Annotated in this window: 15 protein-coding genes; 7 read left to right on the top strand and 8 right to left on the bottom strand. The window is 67.5% G+C overall.

Translation table 11 applies throughout. The features are described from left to right. Positions 1-38: 38 nt before the first annotated feature. Positions 39-2,462, bottom strand: coding sequence for a DUF6049 family protein (locus tag M8J73_RS17395; RefSeq protein WP_055537155.1), 2,424 nt, complete (start codon positions 2,460-2,462; stop codon positions 39-41). Positions 2,463-2,697: 235 nt separating this feature from the next. On the opposite strand from M8J73_RS17395, the gene M8J73_RS17390 reads away from it, so the two are divergent. Then, positions 2,698-4,137, top strand: a complete 1,440-nt coding sequence (locus M8J73_RS17390; RefSeq protein WP_055537156.1) for a CCA tRNA nucleotidyltransferase — start codon at positions 2,698-2,700, stop codon at positions 4,135-4,137. Positions 4,138-4,268: 131 nt separating this feature from the next. Here the strand turns inward: M8J73_RS17390 and M8J73_RS17385 are convergent, their stop codons facing one another. The 3 genes from M8J73_RS17385 to M8J73_RS17375 all read right to left on the bottom strand — a co-directional run bounded on the left by M8J73_RS17385 (position 4,269) and on the right by M8J73_RS17375 (position 7,491). Then, positions 4,269-5,585, bottom strand: a complete 1,317-nt coding sequence (locus M8J73_RS17385; RefSeq protein ID WP_055537157.1) for an MFS transporter — start codon at positions 5,583-5,585, stop codon at positions 4,269-4,271. Between the two features lie 101 nt (positions 5,586-5,686). Next, the gene (locus M8J73_RS17380; protein ID WP_055537158.1) at positions 5,687-6,769 is read right to left on the bottom strand and encodes an inositol-3-phosphate synthase; all 1,083 of its coding nucleotides are present in this window, start codon (positions 6,767-6,769) and stop codon (positions 5,687-5,689) included. Positions 6,770-6,813: 44 nt separating this feature from the next. Further along, on the bottom strand, positions 6,814-7,491 hold the full coding sequence (locus tag M8J73_RS17375) for a PadR family transcriptional regulator (protein WP_055537159.1): 678 nt from the start codon (positions 7,489-7,491) through the stop codon (positions 6,814-6,816). A 373-nt stretch (positions 7,492-7,864) separates the two neighbouring features. Between M8J73_RS17375 and M8J73_RS17370 the strand changes: the two genes are divergently transcribed. After that, positions 7,865-10,528 carry a transglycosylase domain-containing protein gene (locus M8J73_RS17370; protein WP_206187761.1) on the top strand — a complete coding sequence of 888 codons (2,664 nt, stop codon included), beginning with the start codon at positions 7,865-7,867 and terminating at the stop codon, positions 10,526-10,528. 194 nt (positions 10,529-10,722) lie between these two features. Then, positions 10,723-12,222, top strand: a complete 1,500-nt coding sequence (locus M8J73_RS17365) for a glycosyltransferase family 87 protein (RefSeq protein WP_055537161.1) — start codon at positions 10,723-10,725, stop codon at positions 12,220-12,222. Positions 12,223-12,339: 117 nt separating this feature from the next. On the opposite strand, the gene M8J73_RS17360 is transcribed toward M8J73_RS17365, so the two are convergent. The 3 genes from M8J73_RS17360 to M8J73_RS17350 form a co-directional block, all read right to left on the bottom strand. Further along, entirely contained in the window at positions 12,340-13,371 is a 1,032-nt protein-coding gene (locus M8J73_RS17360; protein WP_055537162.1) for an alanine racemase, read from the bottom strand. 65 nt (positions 13,372-13,436) lie between these two features. Next, the gene (gene femX, locus M8J73_RS17355) at positions 13,437-14,558 is read right to left on the bottom strand and encodes a peptidoglycan bridge formation glycyltransferase FemX (RefSeq protein ID WP_055537163.1); all 1,122 of its coding nucleotides are present in this window, start codon (positions 14,556-14,558) and stop codon (positions 13,437-13,439) included. A gap of 227 nt (positions 14,559-14,785) precedes the next feature. Further along, positions 14,786-15,100, bottom strand: a complete 315-nt coding sequence (locus tag M8J73_RS17350) for a hypothetical protein (protein ID WP_055537164.1) — start codon at positions 15,098-15,100, stop codon at positions 14,786-14,788. Between the two features lie 263 nt (positions 15,101-15,363). Between M8J73_RS17350 and rpsF the strand changes: the two genes are divergently transcribed. The 4 genes from rpsF (at position 15,364) to rplI (ending at position 17,104) form a co-directional block, all read left to right on the top strand. After that, positions 15,364-15,654 carry a 30S ribosomal protein S6 gene (gene rpsF, locus M8J73_RS17345; protein WP_004950685.1) on the top strand — a complete coding sequence of 97 codons (291 nt, stop codon included), beginning with the start codon at positions 15,364-15,366 and terminating at the stop codon, positions 15,652-15,654. A gap of 79 nt (positions 15,655-15,733) precedes the next feature. After that, complete coding sequence (locus M8J73_RS17340) at positions 15,734-16,321, top strand: single-stranded DNA-binding protein (protein WP_055537165.1); 588 nt, start codon at positions 15,734-15,736, stop codon at positions 16,319-16,321. An 82-nt stretch (positions 16,322-16,403) separates the two neighbouring features. Next, positions 16,404-16,640, top strand: a complete 237-nt coding sequence (gene rpsR, locus M8J73_RS17335; RefSeq protein WP_003949403.1) for a 30S ribosomal protein S18 — start codon at positions 16,404-16,406, stop codon at positions 16,638-16,640. Between the two features lie 17 nt (positions 16,641-16,657). Then, complete coding sequence (gene rplI / locus M8J73_RS17330; protein ID WP_055537166.1) at positions 16,658-17,104, top strand: 50S ribosomal protein L9; 447 nt, start codon at positions 16,658-16,660, stop codon at positions 17,102-17,104. 190 nt (positions 17,105-17,294) lie between these two features. Here rplI and M8J73_RS17325 read toward each other — a convergent pair whose 3' ends face one another. After that, on the bottom strand, positions 17,295-18,641 hold the full coding sequence (locus M8J73_RS17325) for an MATE family efflux transporter (protein WP_055537167.1): 1,347 nt from the start codon (positions 18,639-18,641) through the stop codon (positions 17,295-17,297). Between the last annotated feature and the right edge of the window lie 204 nt (positions 18,642-18,845).

Below are 18,845 nucleotides of genomic sequence, written 5' to 3'. Positions count from 1 at the left end.
ACCTCATCGTCCCCGGGCCCACGGGCCACGACAATCGCTCAACGGTCCACTCTCTCACCCGTTCCGGACCGGTCGGTGTTTTCCGATGCGGTGTCCGTGGCCGGGTCACTCGGGTGCTCCGGCGCGTCTGCCACGGGCTCGGCCGAGGAATCCCCTTCGTCAGTGTGTACGACTCCGTCAGTGTGTACGACCGAGGCCGCCTCGGTGTTCGCTTCCTCGCCCGGAGAAGTGTTGTCCGCCGACTCGTCCTGCGAGGTGTCCTCCGCCGCCTGGCGGGCGGCGGCGCGCTTGCGCTGGGTGTACATCCGGAACCCGGCGAGGACGAGGAGCAGGACGCCGCCGGCGATGACGAGCATCACCGTGGGGGTGATCTCGGTGACGCTCACGGTGAAGACGACCGGGGAGCCGTACTTCTGGCCGTCCTTCGTGTAGAGCTGGGCGACGACGTCGACCTTGCCGTTGGCCTCGGCGTTGGTGGTGAACTTCACGGACTCGCTGTGTCCGCCCGAGATGTCGATGGACTGTTCGTAATAGTCGTCGTCGCCGATCTTCAGGCGCTTCGGAAGCTGTGACGTGAGGCGCAGCGTCAGGTTGTCGACGCCTTGCACGAGGTTGTTCTGCACGGTCACGGGGATCGTGGCACTGCGACCCGAGAGCTTCGTCTCGGACTTCTCGATCAGCCGGACCTGGCTGGTGAGCGTGTCCAGGTAGGACTGGACGCCGTCCCGGTAGGCCCTCGCGTCCGCGGCGTGACCCCGCCACGACGTGGACATCTCCCGGTCCATGGTCCGGCCGAAGGGCGTGACCACGCGCGACTGGCGGTTGAGGATCACCTTGAAGCGGTCGAGGTCGCTCTGGGTGCCGTGGATCTCCTCGAACGCCGACTTCGGCAGTGCCTGCTTGCGCAGCGACTTGGGGTATGCCGAGGCGGAAGGGATCCTGGTGCTGGCGTTCGGGTCGGGTTTCGCCTCGGCGGCCGCGGACAGGTCCTGGAACTGAGACCAGGTACCGTCCTGGAGCGTCGTCAGGGCCTGTGCCATCGTCTGGGCCTGGCTGGCCGAGGGCATGCGCTGCGGGGCGACCACGATGCTGCGCTGCTTGTCGGTCTGCAGGTTCGTCATCAGGCTTTGGGCGAGGAACCTCTGCACCGCCAGCGTGGAGCTCTCGGCCTTGGTCATGTCGCCCTGGAACGCCGTGGACAGCTGGGCGTCCGCGACAACGGCCGTGGTGCCGCCACCGATGGGGCGGGCGGCGGTGGGCGTGTAGGACAGGCCGCGATTCTCCTGAAGGCTGTCGCTGCGGGCGATCACCTTGTCGGCGCCCGCCGAGGTGGCGACCTTGATGATGGACGAGTCCACAGCGCCGTTCACGGGCCATGCGAACTCGGTGTTCGGCTCCACGTGGAGGATGTTCTCGACAGTGTCCGCGGCGACGTCGGTGGCGTCCTTGAGGCGGCTGAGGGAGCCCGTGACGGTCTTGCCGTTCTGTGCCAGCGACGCCAGATCGGGGTCGGCGAAGGGGAGCCCGACCACTTCCTTGCCCTGGACCGCGGTCTCGAGTTCCGCCAGCCACGCGTTGGCGACCGCCTGGCTCCTGCCCGGGACGGTCGTGCTACCGCTCCGGACGCTGTAGGTCTCGGTCATCGCGACCACGGACGCCAGCAGGTCGGGGTCGATCACCCAGGTGACGTCGAGATCCTTGCCCAATGCCAGCATCTGGTCCAGGCGCCCGCCCGCGGAGATCTCCTTGGCCAGGTCGTCGTTGAGAAACGTGGGCGTCTGGCGCTCTCCGGGCCCGGTCTCGGCCGTGAGGTGGCTGGTGGAGATCAGCGGCCAGAGGTACGTGGTCTTTGTCTTGGTGTCCGCCTCGTCGGGGTGCCACGGGAGGAACGTGCGCTGGATGCCGAGGACCTGTTCGTACCGGGCCGCGGAGGTCTGGCCCGAGAGGGAGACACCGAGCTGGTAGACGCCGTCCGCGCCGAGGTCCAGCTTCTTGACGGGCACCGAGATGGTGAAGGGCTGGGCCACGCCGGAAGCGAGCTTGGAGAACTTCTCCACGTACTTCCCGCCGACCTCCGTCCCGTCGACGAACTGGTCGAAGCCGTTGCGCTTGGCCGCGCTGTCGATGGAGGAACGGGTCGTGAGGGGAGACGAGCCCACCCGCAGGCCCACATGGGCGTCCGTGATCGTCTGCTTGCCCCTGTTGGTCACCGTGCCGGAAACGGTGACCGTGTCGCCGTCGGTGGGCGCGCTGGGGCTGAGCGAGTCGAGCGAGACAGCGACGGTGTTCGTCCCCGTGGCATCTGCCGGCGCGGCCTTCGGCGCCGCCAGAGCCGCCGGAGGGGCGGAGAGCTGGAGCAGACCGGCCAGCAGCGGCGCCCCGGCGATCAGCGCCCCTGTACGCAGCAGCCAGCGGCGGGCAGGTGAGGGACTGGTCCCCTGGAAGTCTGCCGCCTCGGCCACGCGCTCGCCCGTCCTCGTCGTCGTCAGTGGTCGTCGGAATGTGCGTCCACGCATGGTAACGATGCGCGCCGAGGTGAAGTGCCGCGGTCCGTGCCACAAGAACGGGCGGTGAGACCGGGCTGTCCCTGTATGTACACGTATCAAAGGGGCTGGGGGTGGGGTCATCTACGCGAAACCGTTGTGCACGTTCAATGAAGGCGACCACCGCCACGGTGGCCACGTACCCTTTTCTGTTGTGCCGAACGCCAACGAACAGCCCAGTGCCCTGAGCCAGGTGCAGCGCCGCGCGGTGAGTGAACTGCTGCGCGTCGCCCCTGTCGCCGATGATCTTGCCCGCCGCTTCCAGGAGGCGGGGTTCTCGCTGGCTCTGGTCGGCGGCTCGGTCAGGGACGCGCTGCTCGGTCGGCTCGGCAACGACCTGGACTTCACGACGGACGCCCGCCCCGAGGACGTGCTGAAGATCGTGCGCCCTTGGGCCGACGCCGTCTGGGAGGTCGGGATCGCCTTCGGCACGGTGGGGGCCCAGAAGGACGGCTACCAGATCGAGGTCACGACGTACCGGTCGGAGGCCTACGACCGGACCTCCCGCAAGCCGGAGGTGTCGTACGGCGACTCCATCGAGGAAGACCTCGTGCGGCGTGACTTCACCGTCAACGCGATGGCGGTGGCGCTGCCGGAGAAGGAGTTCATCGACCCGCACGGCGGGCTCGAGGATCTCGCGGCGCGAGTGCTGCGCACCCCCGGCACGCCGGAGGAGTCCTTCTCCGACGACCCGCTGCGCATGATGAGAGCCGCTCGATTCGCCGCGCAGCTCGACTTCGAGGTTGCGCCGGAGGTCGTCTCGGCGATGACCGACATGGCCGGCCGGATCGAGATCGTGTCCGCGGAGCGGGTCCGGGACGAGCTGAACAAGCTGATCCTCTCCGCACACCCCCGCACGGGCCTGACCTTGCTGGTGGACACCGGTCTCGCCCGGAACGTCCTGCCCGAGCTTCCCGCGCTGCGGCTGGAGCGTGACGAACACCACCGGCACAAGGACGTCTACGACCACACGCTGATCGTCCTGGAACAGGCGATCGCGCTCGAGGAGCACGGGCCCGACCTCACCCTCCGTCTCGCCGCGCTGCTGCATGACATCGGCAAGCCCCGCACCCGGCGCTTCGAGACGGATGGCCGGGTCTCCTTCCACCACCACGAGGTGGTCGGGGCCAAGATGACCAAGAAGCGCATGACGGCCCTCAAGTACTCCAATGACCTCATCAAGGACGTCTCGCGTCTGGTCGAGCTCCATCTGCGCTTCCACGGGTACGGCACCGGCGAGTGGACGGACTCCGCCGTCCGCCGCTACGTCCGCGACGCGGGTCCGCTCCTCGATCGCCTCCACAAGCTGACTCGTTCCGACTGCACCACGCGGAACAAGCGCAAGGCGAGTGCGCTGTCCCGTGCGTACGACGGTCTGGAGGAGCGCATCGCCCAGCTTCAGGAGCAGGAGGAGCTGGACGCCATCCGTCCGGACCTCGACGGCAACCAGATCATGGAGATCCTGGGCGTCGGCCCGGGCCCGGTCATCGGGCAGGCCTACAAGTTCCTGCTGGAGCTGCGGCTGGAGAACGGGCCGATGGAGCATGACGAGGCGGTGGCGGCGCTCAAGGAGTGGTGGGCTCAGATGCCCTAGGTTTCCGGGGGCCTGCCTCAGCTACGGCGCGATGTTTCACGTGAAACATCGCGCCGCACCGTTGTGCCGGGGGCGAGGTCGCCGGCTGCCACTCCGCTGACCGGAGTGATGTTTCACGTGAAACACCGGGCTCAGGTCAGCGTGCGCGGACCGTTCTGGTGCGACTGCTTCGCCATCCCGAAGCGCGCCATGCCCAGGGCGACGGCTCCATAGATCACCGCCACCGTGAGCACCAGGGCGACGGAGCGGCCGTCGGGAGGGAGCATCAGCGAGGCCACGGCCGCGGCGCCGACGAACGCCACGTTGAAGAGAACGTCGTAGAGCGAGAAGACACGGCCGCGGTAGCCGTCGTCGACGGCTGACTGCACAATCGTGTCCGTCGAGATCTTCGCTCCCTGAGTGACGAGCCCCAGGACGAACGCGGCGACCAGCATGGGGCGCTCCGTGAAGGGCAGGCCGAGAGCGGGTTCCAGTACGGCGGCGGTCGCGGCGCACGTCACGATCCAGAGGGCCGGCCCCAGACGTCCGGCCGCCCAGGGCGTCAGCACGGCCGCAGTGAAGAACCCGGCCCCCGAGATCCCCACGGCGAGTCCGAGCAGGGCGAGCCCCTCCTCCGAGTCAGCCGCTCCTGAGGGCGATGACGACCAGGCGTACCGGCACAGCATCAGCACCATGACCGTGAGGGCGCCGTAGCAGAACCGCATCATCGTCATCGACGCGAGCGCCCACGCCGCCGCCCGTCGCCCCGGCGCGACGAGATGTCGTACGCCCGCCACCAGTCCCCGTGCCGTGCCGGCGATCGCGACACCCAACCGCGTCTGCACCCACGCGGGGTCCGGGCCGAGGAGATCCCGGGCGAGGCGCAGCGAGGCGAGGGCCGCGCACAGATACAGCGCCGAGCCGAGGAGGACCACCACGGCATCCGAGTCCGAGCCCAGCAGCCGCACGACGAAGGCGAGTCCACCGCCCGCTGTAGCGGCGAGCGTGCCGGCGGTGGGAGAGAGGGAGTTGGCGACCACCAGGCGGTCGGCGTCGACCACACGGGGCAGTGAGGCGGAGAGTCCGGCCAGCACGAAGCGGTTGACCGCCGTGACGCAGAGCGCGGAGACGTAGAAGAGCCAGTCCGGGACGTGGATCAGGATCAGGACGGCCGTCACCGACGCGAGCAGTGCGCGGAGCAGATTGCCGTGGAGCAGCACCTGACGGCGCCGCCAGCGGTCCAGCAGGACACCGGCGAAGGGCCCGACGAGGGAGTAGGGGAGGAGCAGGACGGCCATGGCCGAGGCGATCGCCGCGGCCGACGTCTGCTTCTCCGGGGAGAAGACGACGTAGGTGGCGAGCGCGACCTGGTAGACCCCGTCCGCTCCCTGGGAGAGCAGTCGTACGGCGAGCAGACGCCGGAAGTCCCGGAAGCGCAGGAGCACCCGCAGGTCTCGTACGACAGCCATGGGGCACAGCCTCACATACGGGGAGGGTCCCCGGGTGTACGACCCGGGGACCCTCAACGACCCGAAGAGCGAGTGGACTTAGCGCGTCGCGCCTCGTTCCGTCAGCGCTCGACCTCGCCCTTGATGAACTTCTCGACGTTCTCCCGCGCCTCGTCGTCGAAGTACTGCACCGGCGGCGACTTCATGAAGTACGACGACGCCGACAGGATCGGGCCGCCGATACCGCGGTCCTTGGCGATCTTCGCGGCGCGCAGGGCGTCGATGATGACGCCGGCGGAGTTCGGGGAGTCCCAGACCTCGAGCTTGTACTCCAGGTTCAGCGGGACGTCACCGAAGGCACGGCCCTCGAGACGGACGTAGGCCCACTTGCGGTCGTCGAGCCAGGCCACGTAGTCGGACGGGCCGATGTGGACGTTCTTCTCGCCGAGCTCCCGGTCGGGGATCTGGGAGGTGACGGCCTGGGTCTTGGAGATCTTCTTGGACTCGAGGCGGTCGCGCTCGAGCATGTTCTTGAAGTCCATGTTGCCGCCGACGTTCAGCTGCATGGTGCGGTCCAGGACGACGCCCCGGTCCTCGAACAGCTTCGCCATGACGCGGTGCGTGATGGTGGCACCGACCTGCGACTTGATGTCGTCACCGACGATCGGGACGCCCGCCTCGGTGAACTTGTCCGCCCACTCCTTGGTGCCGGCGATGAAGACCGGCAGGGCGTTGACGAAAGCGACCTTGGCGTCGATGGCGCACTGGGCGTAGAACTTCGCCGCGTCCTCGGAGCCGACGGGCAGGTAGCAGACGAGGACGTCGACCTGCTTGTCCTTGAGGACCTGGACGATGTCGACCGGGGCCTCGGCGGACTCCTCGATGGTCTCGCGGTAGTACTTGCCGAGACCGTCGAGGGTGTGGCCGCGCTGGACGGTGACGCCGGTGCTCGGCACGTCGCAGATCTTGATGGTGTTGTTCTCGGAGGCGCCGATGGCGTCCGCGAGGTCGAGGCCGACCTTCTTCGCGTCGACGTCGAAGGCCGCGACGAACTCCACGTCTCGGACGTGGTAGTCACCGAACTGCACGTGCATGAGGCCGGGGACCTTGGACGCCGGGTCGGCGTCCTTGTAGTACTCGACTCCCTGCACCAGCGACGCGGCGCAGTTGCCCACGCCGACGATGGCTACGCGAACCGAACCCATTCCGGTTGCTCCCTGTGTGTACGAGTGAGGTCCTGGCAGGGACCTCACGTGGCGGTGTCGCCGGGCGCATCCGGACCGGGGGTGTCCCCGGGCCGGGGCAGGGCGCCCGGCGCTCCCTCTGTGGTGTCGCGAGCGGGCTCTCCATGGGCGGGACCCTTCAGATCACGGCCCGCCCGCTCGCTTTCGATGAGCTCGTTCAGCCAGCGCACCTCGCGCTCCACGGACTCCATCCCGTGGCGCTGGAGCTCAAGGGTGTAGTCGTCGAGGCGCTCGCGCGTGCGTGCCAAGGAGGCACGCATTTTCTCCAGCCGTTCCTCCAAACGGCTGCGTCGGCCCTCCAGGACGCGCATGCGCACATCGCGGGAGGTCTGTCCGAAGAACGCGAAGCGAGCGGCGAAGTGCTCGTCCTCGTATGCGTCTGGACCCGTCTGCGAGAGCAGTTCCTCGAAGTGCTCCTTGCCTTCCGCCGTCAACCTGTAGACGATCTTGGCGCGGCGGCCCGTGAGGGCGGCGGGAGCGTCGTCCTGAGCACCCCCCGACTCCTCGATCAACCAGCCGCTCGCGACCAGCGTCTTGAGGCAGGGGTAGAGCGTCCCGTAGCTGAAGGCGCGGAACACACCCAGTGAGGTGTTGAGTCGTTTGCGCAGCTCATAGCCGTGCATGGGGGCTTCGCGCAGCAGGCCGAGTACGGCGAACTCGAGGATCCCGGAGCGCCGGCTCATCGTCGCCTCCCCTCTCCTGCTGGCCGTCCCGACACCCACTATGTCGAGCTGATGTATCGACTCGATACATCACGACGATAGAACGCCCCTACGTATGCGACAAGTGGGGGCACGGTGAACGGGGTCACATCACTGATTGGTACGAAGCAAGTTGCCGGATTTGGGGTGAAGTTCGGTGCTCAGTAGGTTTTGACGGTGCGTAGTCTGTGCGGCATGCACACCACCGGGAAGCGAGTGACGTTAGAGCACGTCGTGGTCCTGGGTGCGGTACGGATGAATGCCAACACGACCGCATCCGTACTTCGGGGGGACCGGAAACCAGCCGCCGTTTCCAGGCGCGCACGGGTGCGCCTGCCCGAGGAGTAGTCGTTCGATGAGCGAGCACCGTCGCAAACCGCCGCAGCCGCAGGGAGGCGGACGTGCCGCGGCCAGGCGCGGCCAATCGGCGCCCTCCGGCCGCCGCGCTGCACCGCGGGGCACCAATGGGTCACTTTCCGAGACCTATGGGGCGGGAGGTGATGACTCCCTTTACGAGGGACGCGCAGCGGCCCGCCGGGCAGCGCAGAGAAGTACCGGTACCGGTGGCAGCCGCCGGAGAGCGGCCGAGCCCGCCGGACGCGGACCGGGTCGGGGCCGGGGACGGCCCGCTCCTCCCGGCAAGAAGCGCTTCATCGACTATCCGCGCGCCGGCAAGTACGGGGCCATGCGATGGGTGCCGTCCTGGCGCCAGGTGACGGCGCTCTTCATCGGGTTCTTCGGATGCCTCGTGGCGGCCGCCGGTATCGGGTACGCCGTCGTCGCGGTGCCCAACCCGGCCGAGGCCGCGACGGCGCAGAACAACGTCTATTACTGGTCCGACGGCACGCAGATGGTCGCGACGGGTGGTGAGGTCAACCGCCAGATCATCGCCTACGAGAAGATCCCCAAGGCGATGCGCTACGCGGTCATGTCGGCCGAGAACAAGACGTTCGAGACGGACAGCGGCGTCGACCCCATGGGTATCGCCCGCGCCGTCGTCAACATGGCCAAGGGCGGCCAGACGCAGGGTGGATCGACCATCACCCAGCAGTATGTCAAGAACGCCATGCTCGACGACCAGTCGCAGACCCTCTCCCGGAAGGTGAAGGAACTCTTCATCTCGGTGAAGGTGGGCGCCTCCGTCGAGAAGGAAGACATCATGCGCGGCTACCTGAACACGGCCTACTTCGGCCGTGGCGCCTACGGCCTTCAGGCGGCCGCCCGCACGTACTTCGGCGAGGACGCCGAGAAGCTCAACCCGAGCCAGTGCGCCTTCCTCGCCGCCGTCCTCAAGGGTGCGACGTACTACGACCCGGCCGGAGCAACCTCGATCGACCCAGCAGCCACGCCCGAGGCGAACACCAAGCGGGCCACGGAGCGCTGGGGATGGATCCTCGATGAGATGGTCAAGGACAAGCGCCTCTCGCCGGGCACGCGGGCCAAGTACAAGGACTTCCCCGAGATCGAGCGGCCAAGGTCCAACGCCCAGCTGGGCGGGCAGATCGGCTACCTCGTCGACACGGCCAAGGGCTACATCCTCAACAACACCGACATCACGCCGAAGGCCCTCGAGCGGGGCGGCTACGAGATCCACACGACCTTCGACAAGAACAAGGTCAAGGAACTCGAGGCGGCCGTGAAGAAGGTGCGCAAGGAGCACATCAAGCCCAAGCTGCGGCCGGAGACGGACACCCATGTGCAGTTCGGCGGGGCGTCGGTGAATCCGAAGTCGGGTGCCATCGAGGCGATCTACGGCGGTGAGGACGCCACCAAGCACTTCACCAACAACGCCGACGTGACCGGCGCGCAGGTCGGTTCGACGTTCAAACCCTTCGTCCTGGCGGCAGCCATGACGTGGGGCAAGCGCGACGCCGATCTGGATCCGGAGCAGGCACAGGACGAACGCACCATCGTCTCGCCGAAGAGCCTCTACAGCGGCAAGAACAACCTCAAGATCAGGGACTACGACGGCACCGTCTGGACCAACGAAGAGGGCAAGGAGTGGCTCCAGGCCAACGACGGCGACGAGTCGTACGGTAGCCCGCCGAAGTACCAGATCGACCTGCGTGAGGCGATGCGGGTGTCGGCGAACTCTGCCTTCGTCCAGCTGGGTATGGACGTCGGTCTCAACCGGGTGAAGGAAGCGGCCATCGAGGCGGGCCTCAAGAAGGACAGCCTCACGGGCACCAGTTTCCCCTCGTTCTCGATCGGTATCTCCGACCCCAGCGCCATCCGTATGGCGGGCTCGTACGCGACCTTCGCCGCCAGCGGCAAGCAGAACGACCCGTTCTCCGTGAGCAAGGTCGAGTACGAGGGCCTGACGAAGTTCGACCACGAAGAAATTGCCTCCCCCAAGGAGGCCTTCACCGCGGACGTCGCAGACAACGTCACGGACGTCCTCAAGACCGTCGTCGACAAGGGAACCGGTACCTCGGCCCAGCTGGCCGGCCGCGAGGTGGCCGGCAAGACCGGTACCACCGACGGCAACAAGTCGGCCTGGTTCGTCGGGTACACCCCGCAGTTGTCGACGGCGATCAGCATGTACCGCATGGACGACGACGAATCCAACAAGAACCGCACGTTCTTGGAGATGTACGGCACGGGTGGTCAGAAGACGATCCATGGTGCCTCGTTCCCGGCGGAGATCTGGCACGACTACATGGAGGACGCGCTCAAGAACGTGCCTCCGAAGGCGTTCCCGGAGCCGCAGCCCATCGGTGTGATCGTCAACGACGACCCGGACCCGACGCCGACTCCCTCGGTGGAAGAGAGCCCGGAGGAGAGCCCGGAGCCGTCGCCGTCGCCGTCCCAGAGCGAGCCCGTCGTTCCGTCGCCGACGCCCAGCGACAAGCCCTGCAAGAACCCGTTCGACCCGACCTGTCAGGACACCGGCGGTACGGACACAGGGGGCACGGACACCGGTGGAACGGACGGCGGGGTGACACCAACCCCGAGTGAACCGGAGGACAACACAAGAGGCAATCAGAACGGGGGGCTCTTCGGAGGACCCGCCGGATAGCTCTTCGTCCCGGTAGAGGGTGTTTCACGTGAAACAAGGGCCGCCGCACCGCTGAGGTGCGGCGGCCCTTCTCATGTGCGGGGCACGAGAGCGAGCGCTCAAGAGGCTGTTTCACGTGAAACACAGACCATCCCGGACAGCTGGATGCGGCGGTCCTCGACGTAGTCCCTGGCACGTACGGCAGGATGTGCGGCATGCCCAGTGCGGAGACGACGCGAATGAGCGTGGACGAGCCGGAGCCGGTGCGGCCGACCAAGGAGGACGAGGTCGCTGCGGCCGGCAGTGAGCTGATCGGCGGCCCCATCGGGCGACGTGCACTGCTCGGGACGTCTTGGTGGAGCCCGGTCCGGGTCGTCGCCCTCGTCGCGATCGGCATGTTCGCGCTGGGCATGGTGCAGAAGCTGCCCTGCTACGACGGCGCCTGGTTCTTCGGGGCCAGCTCCCAGTACACCCACGCCTGCTACTCGGACATCCCCCACCTCTATCAGGGGCGCGGCTTCGCCGACGGGCTGGTGCCGTACTTCGACAAGATCCCCGGCGACATGGAGTACCTCGAGTACCCGGTGCTGACCGGTGTCTTCATGGAGGTCGCCGCGTGGCTCACCCCGGGCAGCGGCACCATCCAGGAACAAGAGCAGTGGTACTGGATGGTCAACGCGGGCATGCTGATGGCCTGCGCGGCGGTCATCGCCGTGTGCTCCGCCCGCATCCATCGCCGGCGCCCCTGGGACGGCCTTCTGGTGGCCTTGGCGCCGGCGTTCGCTCTGACGGCGACCATCAACTGGGATCTGCTCGCCGTGGCCCTGCTGGCGGCCGCGATGCTGATGTGGTCGCGTCAGCGCCCCCTGGCATTCGGTGTGCTGATCGGGCTTGCCACGGCCGCCAAGTTCTACCCGTTCCTGCTGCTCGGCCCGCTTTTCGTCCTGTGCTGGCGAGCGGGCAAGTGGCGCGAGTTCGGGACCGCACTCCTCGGCGCGGTCGGCGCCTGGCTCGCCGTGAACCTCCCCGTGATGCTCCTGGCGCCCGACGGTTGGGCGAAGTTCTACCGCTTCAGCCAGGAACGAGGCGTCGACTTCGGCTCGGCCTTCCTCGTCATCTCGCAGCGGACGAACATCCAGATCACCCCCGAGACGGCGAACGCGTACGCGATGATCGCCATGCTCCTCATCTGCGGCGGCATCACCGCACTGGCGCTGACCGCACCACGGCGTCCGCGCTTCGCCCAGCTGGCCTTCCTGATCGTGGCGGCCTTCATCCTCACCAACAAGGTCTACTCACCGCAGTACGTGCTCTGGCTGGTGCCGTTGGCCGCGCTGGCCCGTCCCCGGTGGCGCGACTTCCTCATCTGGCAGGCGTGCGAGGTCGTGTACTACCTGGGGATCTGGCTGTATCTCGCGTACACGACGAGCGGAGAGGCCCATAAGGGACTGCCCCCCGAGGGCTACCACGTGGCGATCATGGCCCATCTGCTGGGAACGCTGTACCTGTGCGTCATCGTGGTACGCGACATCTTCATGCCGGAGCGGGACATGGTGCGCCGCGCCGGAGACGACGACCCGTCCGGCGGCGTGCTGGACGGCGCGGAAGACGTGCATGTGTACGGTGCCGCCGCCCGTCCCCCGCGGCACGCGGCACACTTCGACGGCCCCCTTGTGGAGTGGGGCAGCCAGGACTCCACGGACCGTTCGCCCTGAGCGAACACGGCAGGTGAGGCACACGAAAGGCCGTGCGCGGGAACCCCGTGCACGGCCTTTCACATGGATGCGGCTTGCGGTCCCACCCGGCACCATGTGGCGGCCGGGCGGCGTGGCTCAGCGGTCGACGATCCGGTCGAACTGAGTGGTGGTGTGCCGGAGATGGGCCACCAACTCCTCGCCGACCTGCGGCTCAGGGGCGTCCGCGGGCACGAAGAGGATCGACACCTGCATGTGCGGCGGCTCCGCGAACCAACGCTGCTTGCCGCCCCAGACGAACGGAGAAAGGTTCCGGTTGACCGTCGCGAGGCCGGCTCGGGCGACCCCCTTGGCACGCGGCATGACGCCGTGCAGGGCCTTGGGAGCCTCCAGCCCCACCCCGTGCGACGTGCCGCCCGCCACGACCACCAGGTAGCCGTCCGAGGCCGCCTTCTGCTGCCGGTAGCCGAAGCGGTCGCCCTTGGAGACGCGCGTGACGTCCAGGACTGCTCCGCGGTACTCGGTGGCCTCGTGGTCCCCCAGCCACAGCCGGGTGCCGATCCGGGCGCGGAAGCGAGTCTGCGGGAACTGCTGCTGCAGCCGGGCGAGGTCCTCGGCCTTGAGGTGGCTGACGAACATCGTGTGCAGCGGCAGACGGGCCGCACGCAGGCGGTCCATCCAGCCGATGACCTCCTCGACGGCGTCGGAGCCGTCGGTGCGGTCCAGTGGCAGGTGGATGGCGAAGCCCTCCAGGCGCACGTTCTCTATGGCGGCGTGGAGCTGGGGCAGTTCCTGCTCGCTCACACCGTGCCGCTTCATCGAGGACATGACCTCGATGACCACGCGGGCGCCCACGAGGCCGTACACGCCGTCGACCGACGACACGGAACGGATCACGCGGTCGGGCAGGGGGACGGGCTCCTCGGCCCGTCGGTACGGCGTCAGCACCAGCAGGTCACCGCTGAACCAGTCCTTGATCCGGGCCGCCTCGTACGTCGTGCCGACGGCGAGGACGTCCGCGCCGAGGCGCGTGGCTTCTTCCGCCAGCTTCTCGTGCCCGAAGCCGTAGCCGTTGCCCTTGCAGACGGGGACGAGTCCCGGGAACTGCTCCTGAACGTGCTTGTGGTGTGCCCGCCAGCGCGCGGTGTCGACGTAGAGCGTGAGCGCCATGGCCGGTCCCGGAACCTTTCTAGTGGCTGCGGTGTATCAGAGGTATGGAAGCAAAAACGGGGGAGTCAGCGGCGCGACATGTAGATGTCGAGCGCCTTGTGGAGCAGCTTGTTGAGCGGGAAGTCCCACTCACCGAGGTATTCGGCGGCCTGGCCGCCCGTGCCCACCTTGAACTGGATCAGGCCGAAGAGGTGATCCGTCTCGTCCAGCGAGTCGGAGATGCCGCGCAGGTCGTAGACGGTCGCGCCGAGGGCGTAGGCGTCGCGCAGCATGCGCCACTGCATCGCGTTCGAGGGCCGGACCTCACGGCCGATGTTGTCCGAGGCGCCGTACGAGTACCAGACGTGCCCACCGACGACCAGCATCGTCGCGGCGGACAGGTTCACGCCGTTGTGCCGGGCGAAGTAGAGCCGCATGCGGTTGGGGTCCTCGGTGTTGAGGGCCGTCCACATGCGCTGGAAGTACGACAGCGGGCGGGGCCGGAAGCGGTCGCGGACAGCGGTGATCTCGTACAGCCGCTGCCACTCCTCCAGATCCTGGTAGCCGCCCTGGACGACCTCGACGCCGGCCTTCTCGGCCTTCTTGATGTTGCGGCGCCACAGCTGGTTGAAGTTCTTGTGGACCTCTTCGAGGGACCGGTTCGCCAGCGGCACCTGGTAGACGTAGCGGGGCTGCACGTCACCGAAGCCGGCCCCGCCGTCCTCGCCCTGCTGCCAGCCCATGCGGCGCAGCTTGTCGGCGACCTCGAAGGCGCGGGGCTCGATGAAGTCGGCCTCGATGTCGCGCAGCCGCTTCACATCCGGGTCCTGGATGCCCTTCTTGATGGAGGTGGCCTCCCAGCGCCGGATGATCACCGGCGGGCCCATCTTCACCGAGAAGGCGCCCTGGTTCTTCAGGTGCGCGAGCATCGGCTCCAGCCAGTCGGTGAGGTTCGGCGCGAACCAGTTGATGACCGGGCCCTCGGGCAGGTAGGCCAGATAGCGCTTGATCTTGGGAAGCTGGCGGTACAGCACCAGGCCGGCGCCCACCATCTCACCGGTCTTGTCGTCGAACCACCCGAGGTTCTCGGAGCGCCACTCGGCCTTGACGTCGGCCCAGGCCGGGACCTGCATGTGGCTAGCCGAGGGCAGGCTCTGGATGTACGCCAGATGCTGCTCTCGGCTGATCGTCCTCAGGGTCAGGCTCATTCGGGGCGCTCCTCGGGCTGGTGTGTCCCCATGGGTACAGGGGCTCCGGCTCTCGCGCCGAAGCCTACTGCGCCCTGCGGGCACGCCGAATGGCCGCATGGGACCTGGGCCCCGGCCGACGCGCGGCCGGGGCGCCGGACGGTGCTATTCGGCCGCTTGGTCCGTTGTGGGACGGCGGACAGTGCGAAGCACCGCCCGTCGTGTCAACCCTGCGGCTGGGAGAAGAGTCAGCCGATGAGTCCGCCGAACAGACCTCCATGGGCCATGCCGAGGAAGAAGCCGACGGCCGAGGCACCGAGACCCACGATCAGGCCGAAGCGCTCACGAGTCGTTTCCGAGATGAACTGCCCGTACGCGCCGGTCAGGATTCCCACCAGCCCCGTCCAGGAACTGATCAGATGAAGGTGGTGGAACATCGCCGTGATGAAGGAGACCGCACCGAGGACGAGCGTCACGGCGAGCAGCGTGTCCTGCACGGGGTGGGGCTTGTCGTCGGTTGCGAACAGGGATCCGGCGATGTTGGGTCGCAATGTCTGTGCCATGGGGCACCTCCTGCGGAAGGCGGCGCATCGTAGCGCCATACACACCCGATGTGTACAGATTGACGGTCACCACCGCCGAATTTCAACCGGAAGCGGGTGTGCGGGTAGTGTGTACCGTCTGCACCGGTGTCTGCCCAGGCCATGACAGGGAATCCCAGCGGGAACCCCGATTGTCAGTGGTGGCCGATACCGTTGCGTACGCATCACAACCCTCCTGCCACGGAACGACCGTGGCCGCTGAGTCCAAAGGAGGTGGGTTCCACATGCGTCACTACGAGGTGATGGTCATCCTCGACCCCGATCTCGAGGAGCGTGCTGTCTCCCCGCTGATCGAGAACTTCCTCTCCGTCGTCCGTGAGGGCAACGGAAAGGTCGAGAAGGTCGACACCTGGGGCCGTCGTCGTCTCGCGTACGAGATCAAGAAGAAGCCCGAGGGCATCTACTCGGTCATCGACCTGCAGGCCGAGCCTGCGGTCGTCAAGGAGCTCGACCGCCAGATGAACCTGAACGAGTCGGTCCTCCGGACCAAGGTCCTCCGTCCCGAGACCCACTGAGCCTCCCGCTCAGCTGATCTCGGGTTTCGAGTAGCAGCAACCAAGCAGCCAGAGCAGCAAACCCGCCGAGAGGTTCCCCATGGCAGGCGAGACCGTCATCACGGTCGTCGGCAATCTTGTCGACGACCCCGAGCTGCGCTTCACCCCTTCCGGTGCGGCGGTCGCGAAGTTCCGTGTCGCGTCCACCCCCCGCACCTTCGACCGTCAGACGAACGAGTGGAAGGACGGCGAGAGCCTGTTCCTGACCTGCTCGGTCTGGCGTCAGGCGGCGGAGAACGTCGCCGAGTCGCTCCAGCGAGGCATGCGCGTCATCGTGCAGGGCCGGCTGAAGCAGCGGTCCTACGAGGACCGTGAGGGCGTCAAGCGCACGGTCTACGAACTGGACGTGGAGGAAGTCGGCGCCAGCCTGCGCAACGCCACGGCCAAGGTCACCAAGACCGCCGGCCGAGGCGGCCAGGGTGGTTACGGCGGTGGCGGTGGCGGCGGCGGCCAGGGTGGCGGCGGCTGGGGCGGAGGCCCCGGCGGCGGTCAGCAGGGCGGCGGCGCTCCCGCGGACGACCCGTGGGCGACCAGCGCTCCCGCCGGTGGCAACCAGGGCGGCGGCGGTGGCGGCTGGGGCGGAAGCTCCGGCGGCGGTGGCGGCTACTCGGACGAGCCCCCCTTCTAGGACCGCTCGGGCCGGATCACCGGTCTGTCGGTCGAGGGCGGGGGCCGTACCCCACACTTCTTGATCACACAGGAGAAACACCATGGCGAAGCCGCCTGTGCGCAAGCCTAAGAAGAAGGTCTGCGCTTTCTGCAAGGACAAGGTCACGTACGTGGACTACAAGGACACGAACATGCTGCGGAAGTTCATTTCCGACCGCGGCAAGATCCGTGCCCGCCGCGTGACCGGCAACTGCACGCAGCACCAGCGTGACGTCGCCACGGCCGTCAAGAACAGCCGTGAGATGGCGCTGCTGCCCTACACGTCCACCGCGCGCTAAGGGAAGGGGACAGACTCATGAAGATCATCCTCACCCACGAGGTCTCCGGCCTCGGCGCTGCCGGCGACGTCGTCGACGTCAAGGACGGCTACGCTCGCAACTACCTGATCCCGCGGAAGTTCGCTATCCGCTGGACCAAGGGCGGCGAGAAGGACGTCGAGCAGATCCGTCGTGCTCGCAAGATCCACGAGATCCAGACCATCGAGCAGGCCAACCAGGTCAAGGGCCAGCTCGAGGCCGTCAAGGTCCGTCTGGCTGTCCGCTCCGGCGACGCCGGTCGTCTTTTCGGTTCCGTCACCCCGGCCGACATCGCTTCCGCGATCAAGGCGTCCGGTGGCCCCGAGGTCGACAAGCGCCGCATTGAGCTGGCTGCTCCGATCAAGACGCTGGGCTCTCACGAGACGTCCGTGCGTCTGCACCCCGAGGTTGCCGCCAAGGTCAACATCGAGGTCATCGCGGCCTAAGCGCTGCGTGCGATAGAGCACTGTGTGGGGCCGCACCCTGTGAAGGGGTGCGGCCCCACTTGCGTGCAGAGGCGCTGCGGTAGAAGCGCTGCGGCCCTCGCCTGCTGGCGCTGGTGCCGACACCGGTGGCTGTTTCACGTGAAACAGCGTGAACCGGGTGATGTTTCACGTGAAACGGCGCTCGGCCCGCTCAGCGAGTGGCTCCGGTGACGATCCAGCGGCCCGAGCGGGAACGAAGCCACAGGGTCAGCATGCGGGTCGCCATCATCAGCGTCATCGCGCCCCACAAGGCTGTCAGGCCACCATGGAAGGTCGGGACGAGCAGAGCGGCGGGCGCGAAGACCGCGAGGGTCACCAGCATGGCCCGGGCCAGATAAGGGCCGTCCCCTGCGCCCATCAATACGCCGTCGAGCACGAAGACGATCCCGGAGATCGGCTGGGCGAGCGCCACCACGATCAGTGCGGGCAGCGCGGCCTCCTGAACCGCCGGATCACCTGTGAAGAGCGGGATGAACAGAGGGCGGGCGGCGATCACCACAAGCCCGAGAACGGCACCTGTGGCGATCCCCCACTGCACCATGCGGCGGCAGGCTTCGCGGGCGCCCTGGGCGTCACCGGCTCCGAGATACCGGCCGATGATGGCTTGCCCGGCGATGGCTATTGCGTCCAGGGCGAAGGCGAGCAGGCTCCAGAGCGACAGGATGATCTGGTGGGCAGCGATGTCCTCGTCGCCGAGTCGGGCGGCGACCGCCGTGGCAATCATCAGGATGGCGCGTAGGGAGAGCGTACGGACCAGCAGCGGTGCCCCCGCCTGAGCGGAAGCGCGTATCCCGGCCGTGTCCGGTCGCAGTGAAGCGCCGTGTCTGAGTGCTCCGCGGACCACGACCCAGAGGTATGCGGTAGCCATCCCGCACTGAGCGATGACCGTGCCCCAGGCCGAACCGGCTATGCCGAGGTCGGCGCCGTAGACGAGTCCTGCGTTGAGGGCGCCGTTGGCGACGAAGCCCCCGACGGCGACGTACAGAGGAGTCTTGGTGTCCTGGAGGCCCCGGAGGACGCCCGTCGCGGCGAGCACGATGAGCATGGCCGGGATGCCCAGCGCAGAGATCCGCAGATAGGTCGTGGCATAGGGAGCGGCTGTCTCGGACGAGCCGAAGAGGGTGACCAGGGCAGGTGCCGTGGGCAGTACGACCGCGACGACGCCGACACCGAGCAGCAGAGCGAGCCAGATGCCGTCCATGCCTTGACGGATGGCTGCTCTGAGATCGCCGGCTCCGACCCGCCGGGCGACGGCCGCCGTGGTGGCGTAGGCGAGGAAGACGAAGACGCTCACGGCGGTGACGAGGAGGGCGGAGGCAACGCCGAGGCCGGCGAGTTGTGAGGTGCCGAGATGGCCGACGATGGCGGTGTCGACCATGAGGAACAGAGGCTCGGCGACGAGCGCGCCGAAGGCCGGAACGGCGAGTGCGACGATCTCGCGGTCGTGGCGTCGGCGCTCGGCTTTGGAGGTCGCTGGAGCCTGTGTCATGAGCACCAATCTAATCTTCCACAGGTAAGAGATGCAATCGGCCTATGACTATTACATCGAGCCCGGTTGAGTGTGTCCTCGCGCACGGATCGTGATGATCTTGATCCTGGCGGGGAAGTTTTTCTTCTGCACAGCCAGTGGACGGTAAACATGCAGCTCAGGGAGGTTTCAGTAGCTGAGGCGAGGGCTTGTTCACAGGGCTGTCCACCGAGT

The organism is Streptomyces neyagawaensis (assembly GCF_023516595.1).
GTDB classification, from domain to species: domain Bacteria; phylum Actinomycetota; class Actinomycetes; order Streptomycetales; family Streptomycetaceae; genus Streptomyces; species Streptomyces neyagawaensis.
Note: the sequence above shows the minus strand (reverse complement) of the source record. Positions and strands in the feature narration are given on the sequence as shown.